Below are 14,385 nucleotides of genomic sequence, written 5' to 3' on the forward strand. Positions count from 1 at the left end.
GGATCAGGACCCCGGCGTTGCGCGCCACTGGCCGCGCGTGTCGATCACGCGCTTGTCGGCCACGCGGTCGCCGAGGTCGGCGAAGGCGGAGTGGTCCACCAGCAGCACCACGATGTCGGCGGCGTCCAGGGCCTCGTCGGCCGCGACCAGGCGCACGTTGTCCTTGCCCTGCAGCGCGGCCGGCAGCTCCGTCACGTGCGGCTCGACCACGAGCACGTCGGACCCGGAGAACTGGCCCGCCAGCTCGGCCGCGATGTTCAGGGCCGGGGATTCACGCAGGTCGTCGATGTTCGGCTTGAAGGCCAGGCCGAGGGCGGCGACGACCGGAGCGCGGCCGGTGGCCTGCTGGACGTCGAAGGCCGCAGCCTTGACCTGATCGATGACCCACTGGGGCTTGCCGTCGTTGATCTCCCGGGCCGCGCGGATCAGCCGGGCGGTCTGCGGGGCGGCGTCCACGATGAACCACGGGTCCACGGCGATGCAGTGGCCGCCCACGCCGGGGCCCGGCTGCAGGATGTTCACGCGGGGATGGTGGTTGGCGAGCTCGATGAGCTCCCACACGTCGATGCCCTGCTCGGCGCAGATCACGGACAGCTCGTTGGCGAAGGCGATGTTGACGTCGCGGAAGGAGTTCTCCACGAGCTTGGCCATCTCCGCGGTGCGGGTGTCCGTCAGCAGGATCTCGCCCTCGCAGAACGTGCGGTAGAGGTCGCGGGCCCGCTCGGCCGCGCGCCGGGTCGAGCCGCCGACGATCCGGTCGTTGGTCACGAGCTCGACCATCACACGGCCCGGGAGCACCCGCTCGGGGCAGTGGGCGAAGTCCAGCTCGGACTCGCGCAGCTCAGGACGCTCGGCGAAGATCACCTCGGCCATGTGCTCGGTGGCGCCGGGGGGCGAGGTGGACTCGAGGATGACGAGCTCGTCCCCGGTCAGCTGCGGGGCCAGGCCACGGGCGGCGGCCTCGATGTAGCCCAGGTCCGGGGAGTGCCCGTCCTTGAACGGGGTCGGCACGGCGACGATGTAGGCGTCCGCCGCCGGTGTCGTCGTCGAGGCGCTGAGCAGGCCCTTCTCGACGCCGCGCGCGACGAACCCGGCCAGGTCCGGCTCCACGAAGGGCACCGTGCCCGCATTCACGGCGTCCACCGTGCGGTCCGAGACGTCCACGCCGTGCACGCGCACGCCGTTCTCCGCCAGGATGGCAGCCGTCGGCAGTCCGATGTAGCCCAGGCCGATCACGGCCACGTCCTTGATCTGCGTCGTCATGCGGTGGTCCTCATTCGTCGAAACGGTCGCACAGGAAGACCGCAACGCACGTCGGGCCACCTGTAATGCCTTGTCGAGTATAGGGACCGGACTCGACCCACGGCGCCGCGAGTACCGTGACCGAGCACGTCTCCGCTCCAGGGCCGACGTCGGGCTCAGCGACCGGCGACGCGGCGCAGCAGTCGCTCGTAGCGGCGGGCCACGGCCGGCAGGTCGGCGTGGCGGCGCACCCAGTCGCGTCCGCCCGCGCCGACGTCGGTGCGGTGCGGGTCGTCCGCGAGCGCCGTCAGGTGCCGCACCAGGTCGTCCACGTCCGGGCCGATGACCTCGGCGCCGCCGGCCGCCTCGAGGGTGCGGGCGGCCTCCCCCGTCACCAGGCCCGTGACGTGCCGGCCGACGGCGAGCACCTCGTAGGTCTTGGAGGGCACGGTGTGCCGGAAGCTCGGCCAGTCGGGACGCAGGGCCACCACCAGCGTGTCCGCCCACGCGTACTGCTCGGCCACGGCCGCGCCGTGGACGGGTCCGAGGATCTCGGCCGGCGAGCCGAGCTCGGCGTTGCGGGCCTCCAGCGCCGGACGCCGGGTCCCCTCCCCGACCAGCCGGACGCGCACCCCCGGCCGGGTGCGCCGCAGCGTCGCCGCGGCGTCGACGAGCCGCTCGAGCCCCTGGCTCTCGCCCATGTTGCCCAGGTACAGCACGTGGAGCTCACCGGCGGGCCGCTCGCGCCGCGGCGCCACCGCCAGGCGAGCCAGGTCCACACCGTTGCCCAGGGTGCGGACCACCCGCACCCCGCGCCCGCGCAGCGTCTCCGCGAAGCCGTCCGTGACGGTCACCACGAGTCGGGCCGCGCGCTGGCCGCCGGTCACGACACGCTCCATCGCGGCGCCCAGCAAGCCCTGGTGGACCCCGGCCTCATGGGCGAGATCCGGCCAGGCGTCGCGCATCTCCAGCACGAGGGGACGGCGCCAGAGGCGGGAGAGCACGACGCCGGGCACCACCACGGGCAGGGCGGGCACGGTGGCCACCACCACGTCCGGGCGTCGGGTGCCCATCCCACGCGGGATGGCGAGCAGCGCGTGCACCACCGCTTCGGCGAAGCGACCGTTGCGGCCGGCCTCCCCCAGGGGCAGGCGAGGCGTGGGCAGGACACGTTCGCCGTCGGGCCCGGCGAAGGGGCGCACACCCCCGGGCGCGACGACGTCGACGTCCCAGCCCGCCGACCGCAGCGCCGCCACGACCGCGCCCCAGCGACGCGCGGGAGGGGTGCGCTCGGGCCGGTAGGAGTGGGAGACGAGCAGGAGGCGGGGGCGGCGCGGCTCAGTCGTCACAGGGGTCCTCCCCGAGGGCGGGTGCGGGCGTGGTGCCGGTCAGCAGGGTCAGCACGGGGGCCGGCCCGCCGGCGGCCTGGGCCTTCTTCTCCTTCGTGGGCTCGTGCTCGTCGACGTAGCGCTGGACGTCGTCGTCGGCGAGGGCGGACCGCAGGTCCGCCAGCTTGTCCTCGTCGAGCTCGACGATGGCGTCGCCGTTCGGGCCCTCCGCGAAGCCCTTGCGCGGCACCGTGAACATCTCGACGTCCTCGCCGCGGACGTCGCGCAGCTGCCACGCGAGCGAGGCGATCACGCCGGACGTGAGCCCCTCGTCCACACCGAGGTGGTCGGAGAACGTGGCGACGACCTCGGTGGTGCGGGCGGGATTGCCCAGGATCTGCGGGCTGAGGAAGCGGTCCATCGCCCCGGCCAGGTAACGCTGCTGGTTCTTCACGCGGGTGACGTCGCCGTCGTCGAAGGCGTGCCGTTCGCGCACGTAGCGCAGGGCGGCGGTGTCCTGCAGCAGGATGTGTCCGCGCGGGTAGTACGAGGGGTTGGCCTGACCGGAGGAGAAGGCCTGAGGGTTGCAGACCTCGACGCCGCCCAGCGCGTTCGTCACGCCCCGGAAGCCCTGGAAGTCGACCTCGAGGACGTGGTGGATCGGCACTCCCAGCAGCAGCTCCACCGTGTCCACGGCGAGGGCGTAGCCGCCCGTGTCGAAGGCCGAGTTGATCTTCGCCTCGCCGTGGCCGGGCACGGTGACCCACGAATCCCGCAGCACGGACATGACGTAGACCTGGCGACGGTCCGCGGGGATGTGCACGAGCATCATGGTGTCCGAGCGCTGGCCCATGTCCTGCTCGCCCTCGCCCTCGCGGGAGTCGGAGCCCAGGACGAGCACGTTCAGCGGGCCGTTGCCGGCCGCCTGCTCGAGCGCCCCCACGTCCACCGTCTGCCGGTGGTCGTCGAAGGTGCGCCCGAGCGAGCTCGTGTACCAGGCGCCCAGGCCGAGCAGCGCCGCGAGCAGGACGGCGAGCACGCCGACGACCCACGGCCAGCGCCGGCGGCGCCGCGCGACCGGCGGGGCGTCGTCGCGCGGGGACTCGGGACGCGGCAGGGGCTCGGGCGTCCAGGACGCGGCCGGGGGATGGCTCACTCGGGTCTCCTGCTCGAGGTCGGGGGTCAGGCCAGTCTACGGACGCCTCGTCAGGCGTCGGCCGCCACGGCCCGGCGACGGCGCGGCCTGGGCTGGCAGCGCGGGCACAGGTGGCTCGCACGGTTCATGAACGGCTCGCGGACGATGCGGGAGTCGACCCCCTCGGCGGCGCAGCGGCGACACGGCTGCCCGGTGCGCCCGTAGGCCGCCAGCGAGCGGGCGAAGTAGCCCGATCGCCCGTCCACGTTGACGTAGAGCGCGTCGAAGCTCGTGCCCCCCACCTCCAGGGCCCGGCGCATCACGTCCTGGACGGCCGCCATGAGGCGCAGCGTGTCCGCCCGGCGCATGCGCTCGGTCGGGCGCTCGGGGTGCAGGCGGGCGCCCCACAGGGCCTCGTCCGCGTAGATGTTGCCGATCCCGGAGACCAGCGACTGGTCCAGCAGCGCGCGCTTGAGGGTGGAGCGGCGGCGCGCCAGGCGCGCGTGCACGGCCGCGGGGTCGAACAGGGGGTGCAGCGGGTCCAGGGCGATGTGGGCGGCCGTGGTGGGGATCCGCTCGCCGCCGGCGGCGTCGTCGGGCCGCAGCGCGTCGAGCCACCAGCCGCCGAAGATCCGCTGGTCCACGAACCGCAGCTCGCGGGCGGAGCCGTCCGCCGCGGTGACGGGCAGGCGCAGGCGCAGGTGTCGCTGGTCGGCGGCCCCCGGTTCGTCCACGAGGATCTGCCCGCTCATCCCCAGGTGCACGACGACGGCGTCGTCGCCCTCGGCCAGGGGCAGCCAGAGGAACTTGCCGCGGCGAGCCGGCTCGGCCAGCTGGGCGCCGCGCAGCCGCTCCCGGAGGGCGTCCGCACCGCCGGGGCTGCGACGCAGCGAGCGGGGGTCGAGGACCTCGAGCTCCGCGGCGACGGCGTCCGTGGCCCACCGGGCCAGGCCGCGCCGGACGACCTCGGCCTCGGGCAGCTCCGGCACGGGCTCAGCGCCCCGCGGCCGGCAGATCCGCCTCGAGGGCGGGCCAGGAGGCGGCCGCGGCGTCCCGCTCGGCCTGCTTCTTGGAGCTGGCGACGGCGGAGCCGTACTCGCGCTCGCCGACGACGAGGGTGGCCCGGTAGCGGGGGTCGTGCGCGGGGCCCTGACCCTCGATCGCGTAGCGGACGGCGCCGAGACCGTGCCGGCTGGCGGCCTCGGCCACGACCGTCTTCCAGTCGGTGCTCTCGCGCAGCAGGTCCGGCTCGTCCAGCAGCGGCACCACGTGGCGGTGCACGAGTGCGGCCGCGGCCACAGCCCCGTGGTCCACGTAGACCGCGCCGATGAGCGCCTCGAGGGTGTCGGCGAGGATCGAGTCCTTGTCCGCCCCGCCGGTGCGGCGCTCCCCCGTGCCCAGGCGCACGAACGGGCCGATGCCGATCCGGCGCGCCACCTTCGCCAGGGCACGCGTGGACACGACGGCGGCCCGGCGGCGCGCGAGGTCGCCCTCGGCCAGGTCCGGGTACACCGTAAAGATGTGGTCGGTGACCACGTAGCCCAGCACCGAGTCCCCGAGGAACTCGAGGCGCTCGTTGGTGGGCAGCCCGCCCTGCTCGTAGGCGAACGAGCGGTGCGTCAGAGCGCGTTCGAGCGTCTCGGCGGTGATGTGCACGCCGAGACGCTCGAACAGCTCTTCTGGCTCGGGCGCGGGCTCAGGCCCGCGGCGAGCCGATGGGGACGCCATCTCAGGCGTCGGCGACCTTGCGGCCCTTGTACTCGAAGAACAGGGGGGTGCCGGCGGCGTCGGTCTTCAGCTCGGCCTGGTGGGGCAGGCGGTACGAGACACGACCGTTCTCGACGGACTTCACCAGGGCGGGCGCGGTGGCCTTCCACTGCGACCGGCGGGCACGGGTGTTGGCACGGGACATCTTCCGCTTCGGGACTGCCACGACTATCTCTCTTCTGTCTCGGTGATGGAGGTCTCTGAGGTGCCCGCGAGGTGGGCCAGGGCGGCCCAGCGCGGGTCCACGCGCTCGTGGGCGTGCCCCTCGGGCGCGTCCTCGAGGCGGATGCCGCAGTCGGCGCACAGGCCCTCGCAGTCCGGCCGGCACAGCGGCTGGAACGGGAGGGCGATGACCACGGCGTCCCGGAACACGGGTTCCAGGTCCACGGTCTCGCGCACCACGAGCGGCTGCTCGCCGGCGTCGTCCTCGGACGTGCCGGTGAGGTACAGCTCCTGCAGGTCCACGGTGATCCCCTCGTGCAGCGGGCGCAGGCAACGGCCGCACTCGCCCTTCAGGGTCGCGTCCGCGGTGCCGGTGACGAGGACTCCCTCGTGCACCGACTCCAGACGCAGGTCCAGTTCGACGGGGTCCCCCTCGGGGATCCCCAGCAGCGGCGTGGAGACGCCCGCGGGGGCGGGCCACTCGGCCGTCAGCTCGCGCTGGACTCCGGCCCCGCGCGTCAGATCGCGCACGGGGATCACCCACGGCGAGTCGGCGCCGTGGCGCTGGATGCTGTCCATGGTCGCTCCTCTCGGCGGGTGGGACGGCGGGGGTACACGGCCCGTCCGCACGCCCTCTGCAGGGGTGCGGTGCGGCCTGGACACGGGTCCAGCCACGACGGACCGACAGCCCATCCTACCGGGTGGGTCCGCCTCGGCCAAAGCCGGCGGCAGCCCGCGCGTCGCCGGCCCGGCTCAGAGCCCGGCGGTGAACTCCCGGAGCCAGGCCCGCAGGTCGGCCCCGAGGTCCTCGTGCCGCGCCCCGAACTCGATGACCGCCTGGAGGTAGCCGAGCTTGTCCCCCGTGTCGTAGCGGCGGCCGTCGAAGACGACGGCGTGCACGCCGCGACCCTCACCGTCCTCCGTGGCCAGCCTCTGCAACGCGTCGGTGAGCTGGATCTCCCCGCCGCGGCCGGGCGGGGTCTCGTCCAGCACGTCGAACACCTGCGGGGCCAGCACGTAGCGGCCGATGATCGCGAGGGTGGAGGGGGCGTCCTCGCGGGCCGGCTTCTCCACGAGGTCGGTGACGCGGACGACGTCGTCGCCCTCCCCCGGCACGGCCTCCACCGCGGCCACGCCGTAGGCCGAGACGGCCTCCTCCGGCACCTCCATGAGGGCGATCACAGAGCCGCCGAGGCGCTGCTGCACGTCGATCATGCGCTCGAGCAGCGCCTCGCCGTCGCCGATGATGTCATCGCCCAGCAGGACCGCGAACGGCTCCTCGCCGACGTGGCGGCGTGCGCAGTTCACCGCGTGGCCGAGCCCGAGGGCCTCGCCCTGACGGACGTAGTGGATGTCCCCCACCAGGTCCGACTCGTGGATCTGCGCGAGCCGCTTGGCGTCGCCCTTGTGCTCCAGCGCGGCCTCCAGCGCGGGATGGCGGTCGAAGTGGTCCTCGAGGGCCCGCTTGTTCCGGCCCGTGATCATCAGCACGTCCGCCAGGCCCGCACGCCGGGCCTCCGTCACCACGTACTCGATGGCCGGCCGGTCCACCACCGGCAGCATCTCCTTCGGCATGGCCTTGGTGGCCGGCAGGAAGCGGGTGCCCAGGCCGGCGGCCGGGATGACGGCCTTGCGGGTGCGGGGGCGGGAGGGGGGCGGGACGGTCATCGGCGGTTCTCCTGCGGTTGATGCGGTGGGACGAGCGGAGGGGTGGCCCGCGGGCGGGCCGGGCGGGGTCAGGCCCCGCCGTCGAGGCCGCGCAGGACCGCGGCCGGGACGAACTCGGCGACGTCGCCGCCGAGTCCGTGGACCTCCTTGATGAGCGAGGAGGACACGTGGGTGTACCGGGCGTCGGCCGGGAGGTAGACCGTCTCGACCCCGGTGAGGTGGCGGTTCATCGCGGCCATCGGGGCCTCGAACTCGAGGTCGGCGCCGCCGCGCAGCCCCTTGACGATCGCGTCCGCGCCGATCTGCCGGCAGAACTCGGCCAGCAGGCCCGGGCCCATGGGCCGGACCGCGACACCGGCGAGGGAGGACACCGTCGCCTCGATCATGGCGATGCGCTCGTCCACGCTGAAGCGGTACGTCTTGGCCGGGTTGGAGGACACGGCGACCACCACCTCCTCGAAGAGGTTCGCGGCTCGCGCGATCACCTCGACGTGCCCCTTGTGGAGGGGATCGAACGAACCAGGGCAGACGGCACGACGCATGGGTGCCAGCCTAGCGGGGGCCGCGCCGAGCGGCGACGGGCGCCCGTCCGGTCCGGCTCCGGCGCGTCGCGGTCGTGACCGACGCGGCAGGCGCCGCCGTGTGCGGTCCGCGGCGATGGGTACAGTGCGGCCATGGACGGAACCCAGCCCACCCCCGGATCGGCACGGCACGACGTCGACGTGGACGCGCCGTGGCGTCGCACGGCGGCGGCCGCGGGCCTGCTCGGTGACGCCGGCCCCGTGCCCACCGTGTTCGAGACGATGACGGGCCTCGCCGTCGAGCACGGGGCCGTGAACCTCGGCCAGGGCTTCCCCGACGCCGACGGCCCCGACGCGCTGCTGCGGCTGGCGGCCGACGCCGTGCTGGCGGGCCCCAACCAGTACGCCCCCGGCACGGGCGACCCCGCGCTGCGGCAGGCCGTCGCAGAGCACCGCCGGCGCCACTGGGGCGTGACGGAGGACCCCGCCACGCAGGTCATGATCACCACGGGTGCCACCGAGGGCATCGCCGCGACGGTCCTGGCGTTCGTGCGCCCGGGCGACGAGGTCGTCACGGTCGAGCCGTTCTACGACTCGCACGCCGCCACGATCGCCCTGGCCGGCGCCCGGCACGTGAGCGTGCCGGTGGAGGCGCCGGACTTCCTGCCGGACCCGGCACGGGTGGCGGACGCGATCACCGACCGCACGCGCCTGCTCATCGTGAACACGCCGCACAACCCCACGGGCGCGGTCTATCCGCGGGAGCTGCTCGAGGAGCTCGTGGCCCTGTGCCGGTCCCGGGGCGTGCTGATCCTCGCGGACGAGGTCTACGACCACCTCGTCTACGAGGGCGAGCACGTCAGCCTGCGCTCGGTCGCGGGCGCCGAGGACATCGCCCTGACGGTCTCCAGCGCGGGCAAGGCGTTCGCGGTCACCGGCTGGAAGGTCGGCTGGCTGACCGGCCCGGCCGAGCTCGTCGGGGCCGCGCGCGCCGTCAAGCAGTTCCTCACCTACTCCTCCGGCCCCGCCTTCCAGCGCGCGCTGGGCGCCTACCTGCCCACCGACGACGCCGAGCGGCACCTCGCCGGCCAGCGCGAGCGGTACCGCGACGCCCGGGATCGGCTCGTGGCGGGCCTGCGGGAGGCGGGCCTGGACCCGGTCGTCCCGGCGGCGGGCTACTTCGTCGTCGTGGACCTCGCCCCGTGGGGTGTGACGGACGCGGCCGAGGCCGCGGTGCGGTGGACGCGTGAGGCCGGCGTCACGGGCATCCCCGTGGGCGCGCTCTGCCGCCCGGACGGAGGCCACCTGCGGTCGTGGCTGCGGCTGGCGTTCTGCAAGTCCCCGGATGCGATCGACGAGGCGATGCGCCGCCTGGCCGAGGCGGCCCCGCGGCTGCGCGCGGCCTGACCCCCGACGCTTTCGTTGACGAAACGGCGGCCCCCGGAGCACTTTCGTTCGGGAAACGGCGGCCCCCGGAGCATTTTCGTTCGGGAAACGGCGGCCGCCGTGCTCGCGGTTCCGTGCTGAGCCCAGTCCGTTCCGCCCTCCCGTCTCCCCGGTGAGAACGGGCCGAGACGCCGCCGTTTCCCGAACGAAAGCAGGCCGACACGCCGCCGTTTCCCGAACGAAAGCGGGTGGGCGGGGTCAGCGCTCGTCCTGCCAGAGGTACAGGGCGGTCTCGCCGTAGACGCGCACCTCGACCTCCTCGAGGCCGCGCGGCCGGCGCGGCGCCGCGTCCCGGGCCGCCCGCTCGAGCACGAGCAGCCCGCCCGGGGCAAGCCGCCCGGCCGCCGCCTCCAGCACGGCCTCGAGCGGCGGGCCGGCCACCGGGTACGGCGGGTCGGCCAGGATCAGGTCCACGGGCGCGGCCTCCGCCGCGAGCGCCTGCTCCACGCTCCCGGCGCGCACGCGCACGACGTCGGCCCCGCGCGCCCGGTTGACCAGCGCGGCGTTCGCGCGGCACGCGGTCACGGCCTTCCGGTCCCGCTCGACCAGCAGCACCGATGCCGCTCCGCGGCTGGCGGCCTCGCACCCCAGGGCGCCGGAGCCGGCGTAGAGGTCGAGCACGGCCGTCCCGTCCAGCCAGTCGCGGGCCTCGAGCCAGGAGAACAGGGCCTCCTTGATGCGGTCCGTGGTGGGGCGCGTGCCGGTGCCGGGGACGGCGGTCAGGGGCCGCCCGGCGGCCGCGCCGGCGATGATGCGGGACATGGCTCAGCCCTTCTCGAGGTAGTCGGCGGCGGTGAGGTGCTCGGCCTCCCAGCGGGCCACCTCGGCGGCGAGCGCCGGGTGGGCGGAGAGCCCCGGGCCGGCCGCCATGACCTGCGCGACGGCGTCGGCGGCCACGGCGATCAGCGGGGCGTCGGCGATGACGTCCACGTGGTGCAGCCCCGAGGCCAGCCCGGACTGGGCGGCGCCGAGCACGTCGCCGACGCCGCGCTGGGCGAGGTCCTCCTGCGCGATGCGCATGCCGTCCTGCTCCTGGGCCAGGACCTCGAGCCGGCGCAGCGACGGGTGCCCGTCCGGCAGGCGCGTGGCCAGCAGGCAGACCGCCGCCCCGGGCCCGCGGCCCACGCGGCCGCGCAGCTGGTGCAGGGTGGACAGGCCGAAGTCGTCGGCGTCGAGGATCGCCATGACCGTCGCGTTGGGCACGTCCACGCCCACCTCGACGACGGTGGTCGCCACGAGCACGTCCGTCTCCCCGCGCGCGAAGGCCTGCATCGCCGCGTCCTGCTCGGCCTGGTCCATGCGCCCGTGCACGGCGTCGATCCGCAGCCCCGCCAGCGCCGGGAGACCCCGCAGCCGGGGTGTCATCTCCTCCACGTTGGCGTGGCCCGGGTCGGCGTCGTCGGGGTCGATGCGCGGGCACACCACGAACGCCTGGTGGCCGGCCGCCACGTGCTCGGCGATCAGCTCCCACACCCGGCCGATCACGCGCGGGCCGTGGGCCATCCGCGCCACGTGCGTGGTGACCGGCTGACGCCCGGACGGCAGCCCCTCGAGCACCGACAGGTCCAGGTCGCCGAACACCGTCATCGCCACGGAGCGCGGGATGGGCGTGGCGGACATGACGAGCAGGTGCGTGCCGGGGTTGGCCCGCCGCAGGGCCTCGCGCTGGTCCACGCCGAAGCGGTGCTGCTCGTCGACGACGGCCAGGGCCAGCTCGGCGAAGCCCACCTTCTCGGAGAGCAGGGCGTGCGTCCCCACGGCGATCCCGGCCTCGCCGGAGGCCAGGGCCAGCAGGGCCTCGCGGCGCGCGGCGGTCTTGAGCGAGCCGGTGACCAGCGCGACCCTTGTGGCCGGGCCGTCGCCGGCCCCGAGGGTGCCGGCCTCGGCGAGGGGGCCCATCAGGCGCAGCAGGGCACGGTGGTGCTGCGCGGCGAGCACCTCGGTGGGTGCCACCAGGGCGGCCTGGCCGCCGGCGTCCACGACCTGCAGCATCGCCCGCAGGGCCACGAGCGTCTTGCCCGCGCCCACGTCCCCCTGCAGCAGCCGGCTCATCGGGGCGTCCCGGGCCAGCTCGGCGGACAGCTGCTCCCCCACCGCCACCTGGCCGGGCGTCAGCGCGAACGGCAGGCGGGCGTCCAGGGCCTCGAGCAGGCCCCCGGGCCGCGGCGGGCGGGGCACGGCGGGCACCGCCCGCTCCCGGTCCCGGCGCCAGGCGAGCGCGGCCTGGACGAGCAGCGCCTCACGCAGGGCCAGCGCGGTCCGCGCCGGGCCGGTGGCGGCGACGTCGTGAGGGGCGTGCAGGTCCCGGTACGCCTGGGCGGTGCCCGGCAGCGGCGCGTCCAGGTCGAGCGCCGCGGCGGCCTCCGCGCGGATCCGCTCGGTGAGCAGCTCGGGGATCCGTCCCAGGTCGACGGTCTCGAGCACCCGGGCGACGGCGGAGCGGACCGTCCACGACGGCAGCTTCCCCGTGGCCCGGTAGAGCGGGACCGGTCGCACGTCCACCTCCCCCGGGGCGACGTCGTCGTCCAGGAGCGCGAAGTCCGGGTTGTTCAGCGTGATCCGGCCGCGGTACTCGGTCGTGCGGCCCTGGAACATGGCGGTCATCCCGGGGGCGAGGCGGCGGCGGGCGTCGTGGCCGTTGAAGAAGGCCATGGACAGGCTCGCCCCCGGCACGCCGGCCACGGACGGGTCCGCGACGGTGACGTCCACGATGAACCCGGGCCGGCTGTGCATGCGCCGCGTGGTCACCGACTCCACGACGGCGACGACGGTCACCTCGGCGTCGTACGGCAGGGCGGCGATGGGGGTGAGCTCGCCGCGCTCGATCCAGCGGCGCGGCACGTGGTCCAGCAGGTCCCCGACCGTGGTCAGCCCGAGCTCCTTCTCGAGGCGGGCGGGCAGCTTCCCGCCCAGCACCTCGGACAGGGGCAGGTCGGTGACGGGGGCCTCAGCGGCCATGGCACCCATCCGGTGCGGCGTCGTCGCCGTGCGACGGCTCGGCCAGGTCGGTGACGGCCAGGCCCTCCACGTCGCCGGCGGCCCGCAGGGGGCCGATCGCGTCCTCGGCGCGGGGCACGTGCACGTGGACCCGCCACGGCACCCGGCCCTGCGCGTCACGGGCGGTCCCGACGGGGGCGAGGATCACGGCGTCCCCCACGTCGGTCAGCCGTCGGCGCAGCTCGGCCGCGGCGAGCGGGGTGAGGGCCAGGGTGCCCATCACCTCGACGGCCCCCTCGGTCGGCTCCTCCGCCGCGGCGGCGGGCTCGCCCTCCGCGGCATGGGCGCCCTCGACGTAGCCGTGGAGCGCGGTGGCCAGCTCCTCGTCCACGGGCGTGCCCGTGACGACGGCGCGCAGCGCCTCGAACACCCAGAGCAGCCCGACGGCGCCGGCGTCCACGACGTGCGCCCGGGTCAGCGGGGCGAGCAACGACTCGGTCTCCTCCACGGCCTGCACGCAGTCGGCCAGCATGACGGTCACGGCCGGGCCCAGCCGCACGGCCGGGTCCGCGTCCCCGGCCACCGCGGGCGTGTCGGGGGCCTGGGTGGACGAGCGCGCGAGGCTGCGGGCGGCCGCGGAGAGCACCGTGAGGATCGTCCCCTCGCGCGGATCCGACAGGGCCTGCCGGGCGGCCCGGTCGGCGGCTCCGAACGCCGCCGCCAGGGCGAACGCGTCGACGCGCTCCCGGCCGCGCAGGGGCTCGGCCATCCCCGCCAGGCTGACCGCCAGCAGCATGCCCGAGTTGCCCCGGGCCGAGTCCAGCGCGGCCGCGCCCGCGTGCGCGAGCACGGCGCCGGCGTCGTCCTGTGCGGGGCAGGCGTCGGCCGCGGTGCGGGCCGCCGTCAGCGTGGCCAGCATGTTCGTGCCCGTGTCCGCGTCCGGGACCGGGAAGAGGTTCAGGGCGTCGAGCCGCGGCGCGGCCCGGCCCACGAGCTCCTCCGCGAGCGCGAGCCAGTGCGGCACCAGCGACGGCCGGGTCGGCGTGCTCACGGCGCCACGGCCTCCCCCAGGGTGCCGGTGCGGATGCCCTCGCCCAGGCGGGCGATCGCCGCCCAGTCCGGCCACACGACGTCCTCGCCGGTGTCCGTGTAGCCCACGCCCACGGACGGCACCGTGCTGGTCACGATCGGGGCGTCGCGCGCGTCGCGCAGGGACCACGCCAGGTTCGCGAGGGTGCTGGAGTCGAGCTCGTCGTCGAGGGTCAGGAAAGGGGCGAACTCCTCGACGGCGGCCTGCACGCGGCTCGGGTCCGAGAGGGTGTCCCGGGAGAGGAACGCGGCCACGATGGCCTTGACCAGGCGCTGCTGGTTCTCCACGCGGTCGAAGTCGCTGCGCGGCAGGTTGTACCGCTCCCGCGCGTAGGCCAGGGCCTTGTCCCCGTCCATCTGCACGGTGCCCGCGGGGAAGTCGATGCCGCCGGTCGAGACGAAGGCGCTGGGGTTGTCCACGCTGACGCCGCCCAGGGCGTCCACCAGGCCCTTGAAGCCGGCGAGGTCCACGGCGACCACGTGGTCCACGCGCGCCTGGAACATGTTCTCCGCGGTGGCCACCGTCAGCGGGATGCCGCCGTACTGGTAGGCGGCGTTGACCTTGTGGTCCCCGTGTCCCGGGATCGGCACCCACATGTCGCGCATGATGGACATGACCTGGATCTCGCTGCGGTCCCCGGGCACGTGGACCCACATGAGGGTGTCCGACCGGCCGGCGGAGTCACGGCCCTCCGCGCCCGCGTCCTCGCCGACGAGCAGCACGTCGAGGGCCTGCTCGTCCGCCTTCTCGTCCGCGTCCGGGGCGACGGGGCCCTGGGCGCCTTCGGCGGCCTGGTCCGCGTCCATGCCGGGCGGCGGCGCGGTGGGCTGCTGGGCGGACGCCCCCGCGGCGCCCGGGCGGCCCGACTCGGCGGGGAACGCGCCGCCGTCGAAGCGCTGGGTGTCCTGGTCGATGATCCGGGCGATCCCGCCGACGTACACCGCCGCCGCGATGCCCACGGCCAGCAGCGCCACGAGCACCACCGCCAGGGCGATCAGCCACGGGCGGCGACGACGACGGCGCCGCCCGACGGCGACGTCCTCCTGCGGGGGGCGGGGGCGGGGGTCCGCGGTGCTGCTCACGTGGGCT

At 75.3% G+C, this 14,385-nt stretch carries 14 protein-coding genes; 1 reads left to right on the forward strand and 13 read right to left on the reverse strand.

Translation table 11 applies throughout. The annotated features are described in order from the left end of the window. Positions 1-3: 3 nt before the first annotated feature. The 9 genes from wecC to coaD all read right to left on the reverse strand — a co-directional run bounded on the left by wecC (position 4) and on the right by coaD (position 7,844). Entirely contained in the window at positions 4-1,263 is a 1,260-nt protein-coding gene (gene wecC / locus OVA32_RS08700; RefSeq protein WP_036381206.1) for a UDP-N-acetyl-D-mannosamine dehydrogenase, read from the reverse strand. A gap of 155 nt (positions 1,264-1,418) precedes the next feature. Next, the gene (locus OVA32_RS08705; RefSeq protein ID WP_267714081.1) at positions 1,419-2,591 is read right to left on the reverse strand and encodes a glycosyltransferase family 4 protein; all 1,173 of its coding nucleotides are present in this window, start codon (positions 2,589-2,591) and stop codon (positions 1,419-1,421) included. Continuing rightward, on the reverse strand, positions 2,581-3,726 hold the full coding sequence (locus OVA32_RS08710) for an LCP family protein (RefSeq protein WP_267714083.1): 1,146 nt from the start codon (positions 3,724-3,726) through the stop codon (positions 2,581-2,583). Before OVA32_RS08710 ends, OVA32_RS08705 begins: the two co-directional genes overlap by 11 nt. 50 nt (positions 3,727-3,776) lie before the next feature. After that, positions 3,777-4,694, reverse strand: a complete 918-nt coding sequence (gene mutM / locus OVA32_RS08715; RefSeq protein ID WP_129866814.1) for a bifunctional DNA-formamidopyrimidine glycosylase/DNA-(apurinic or apyrimidinic site) lyase — start codon at positions 4,692-4,694, stop codon at positions 3,777-3,779. A gap of 4 nt (positions 4,695-4,698) precedes the next feature. Then, a complete protein-coding gene (rnc, locus tag OVA32_RS08720) occupies positions 4,699-5,361 on the reverse strand; it encodes a ribonuclease III (RefSeq protein ID WP_217564700.1) in 663 nt (220 codons plus the stop codon). A gap of 73 nt (positions 5,362-5,434) precedes the next feature. Continuing rightward, positions 5,435-5,638, reverse strand: coding sequence for a 50S ribosomal protein L32 (gene rpmF / locus OVA32_RS08725; protein WP_002856390.1), 204 nt, complete (start codon positions 5,636-5,638; stop codon positions 5,435-5,437). Between the two features lie 2 nt (positions 5,639-5,640). After that, positions 5,641-6,213, reverse strand: coding sequence for a YceD family protein (locus tag OVA32_RS08730; protein ID WP_087114060.1), 573 nt, complete (start codon positions 6,211-6,213; stop codon positions 5,641-5,643). A gap of 174 nt (positions 6,214-6,387) precedes the next feature. Beyond that, positions 6,388-7,302: a UTP--glucose-1-phosphate uridylyltransferase GalU gene (galU, locus tag OVA32_RS08735; protein ID WP_122054215.1), complete on the reverse strand. Its 915-nt coding sequence runs from the start codon at positions 7,300-7,302 to the stop codon at positions 6,388-6,390. Between the two features lie 68 nt (positions 7,303-7,370). After that, positions 7,371-7,844 carry a pantetheine-phosphate adenylyltransferase gene (gene coaD, locus OVA32_RS08740; RefSeq protein WP_036338106.1) on the reverse strand — a complete coding sequence of 158 codons (474 nt, stop codon included), beginning with the start codon at positions 7,842-7,844 and terminating at the stop codon, positions 7,371-7,373. Between the two features lie 132 nt (positions 7,845-7,976). Between coaD and OVA32_RS08745 the strand changes: the two genes are divergently transcribed. Continuing rightward, positions 7,977-9,230, forward strand: coding sequence for an aminotransferase class I/II-fold pyridoxal phosphate-dependent enzyme (locus OVA32_RS08745; RefSeq protein ID WP_267714092.1), 1,254 nt, complete (start codon positions 7,977-7,979; stop codon positions 9,228-9,230). Positions 9,231-9,467: 237 nt separating this feature from the next. Here the strand turns inward: OVA32_RS08745 and rsmD are convergent, their stop codons facing one another. Genes rsmD through OVA32_RS08765 form a run of 4 tightly spaced genes read right to left on the reverse strand, consistent with a single transcriptional unit; the run spans position 9,468 to position 14,378 of the window. Continuing rightward, positions 9,468-10,031 carry a 16S rRNA (guanine(966)-N(2))-methyltransferase RsmD gene (rsmD, locus tag OVA32_RS08750; protein ID WP_129867298.1) on the reverse strand — a complete coding sequence of 188 codons (564 nt, stop codon included), beginning with the start codon at positions 10,029-10,031 and terminating at the stop codon, positions 9,468-9,470. 3 nt (positions 10,032-10,034) lie between these two features. Continuing rightward, positions 10,035-12,227 (reverse strand): ATP-dependent DNA helicase RecG, encoded by a 2,193-nt coding sequence (locus OVA32_RS08755; protein ID WP_036312904.1) that lies wholly within the window; start codon positions 12,225-12,227, stop codon positions 10,035-10,037. After that, on the reverse strand, positions 12,217-13,257 hold the full coding sequence (locus OVA32_RS08760) for a DAK2 domain-containing protein (protein ID WP_051995172.1): 1,041 nt from the start codon (positions 13,255-13,257) through the stop codon (positions 12,217-12,219). Before OVA32_RS08760 ends, OVA32_RS08755 begins: the two co-directional genes overlap by 11 nt. Next, complete coding sequence (locus OVA32_RS08765; RefSeq protein WP_036312907.1) at positions 13,254-14,378, reverse strand: LCP family protein; 1,125 nt, start codon at positions 14,376-14,378, stop codon at positions 13,254-13,256. Before OVA32_RS08765 ends, OVA32_RS08760 begins: the two co-directional genes overlap by 4 nt. Positions 14,379-14,385: the final 7 nt, after the last annotated feature.

This window comes from Micrococcus sp. SL257 (genome assembly GCF_026625585.1).
Classification (GTDB): Bacteria; Actinomycetota; Actinomycetes; order Actinomycetales; family Micrococcaceae; genus Micrococcus; species Micrococcus luteus.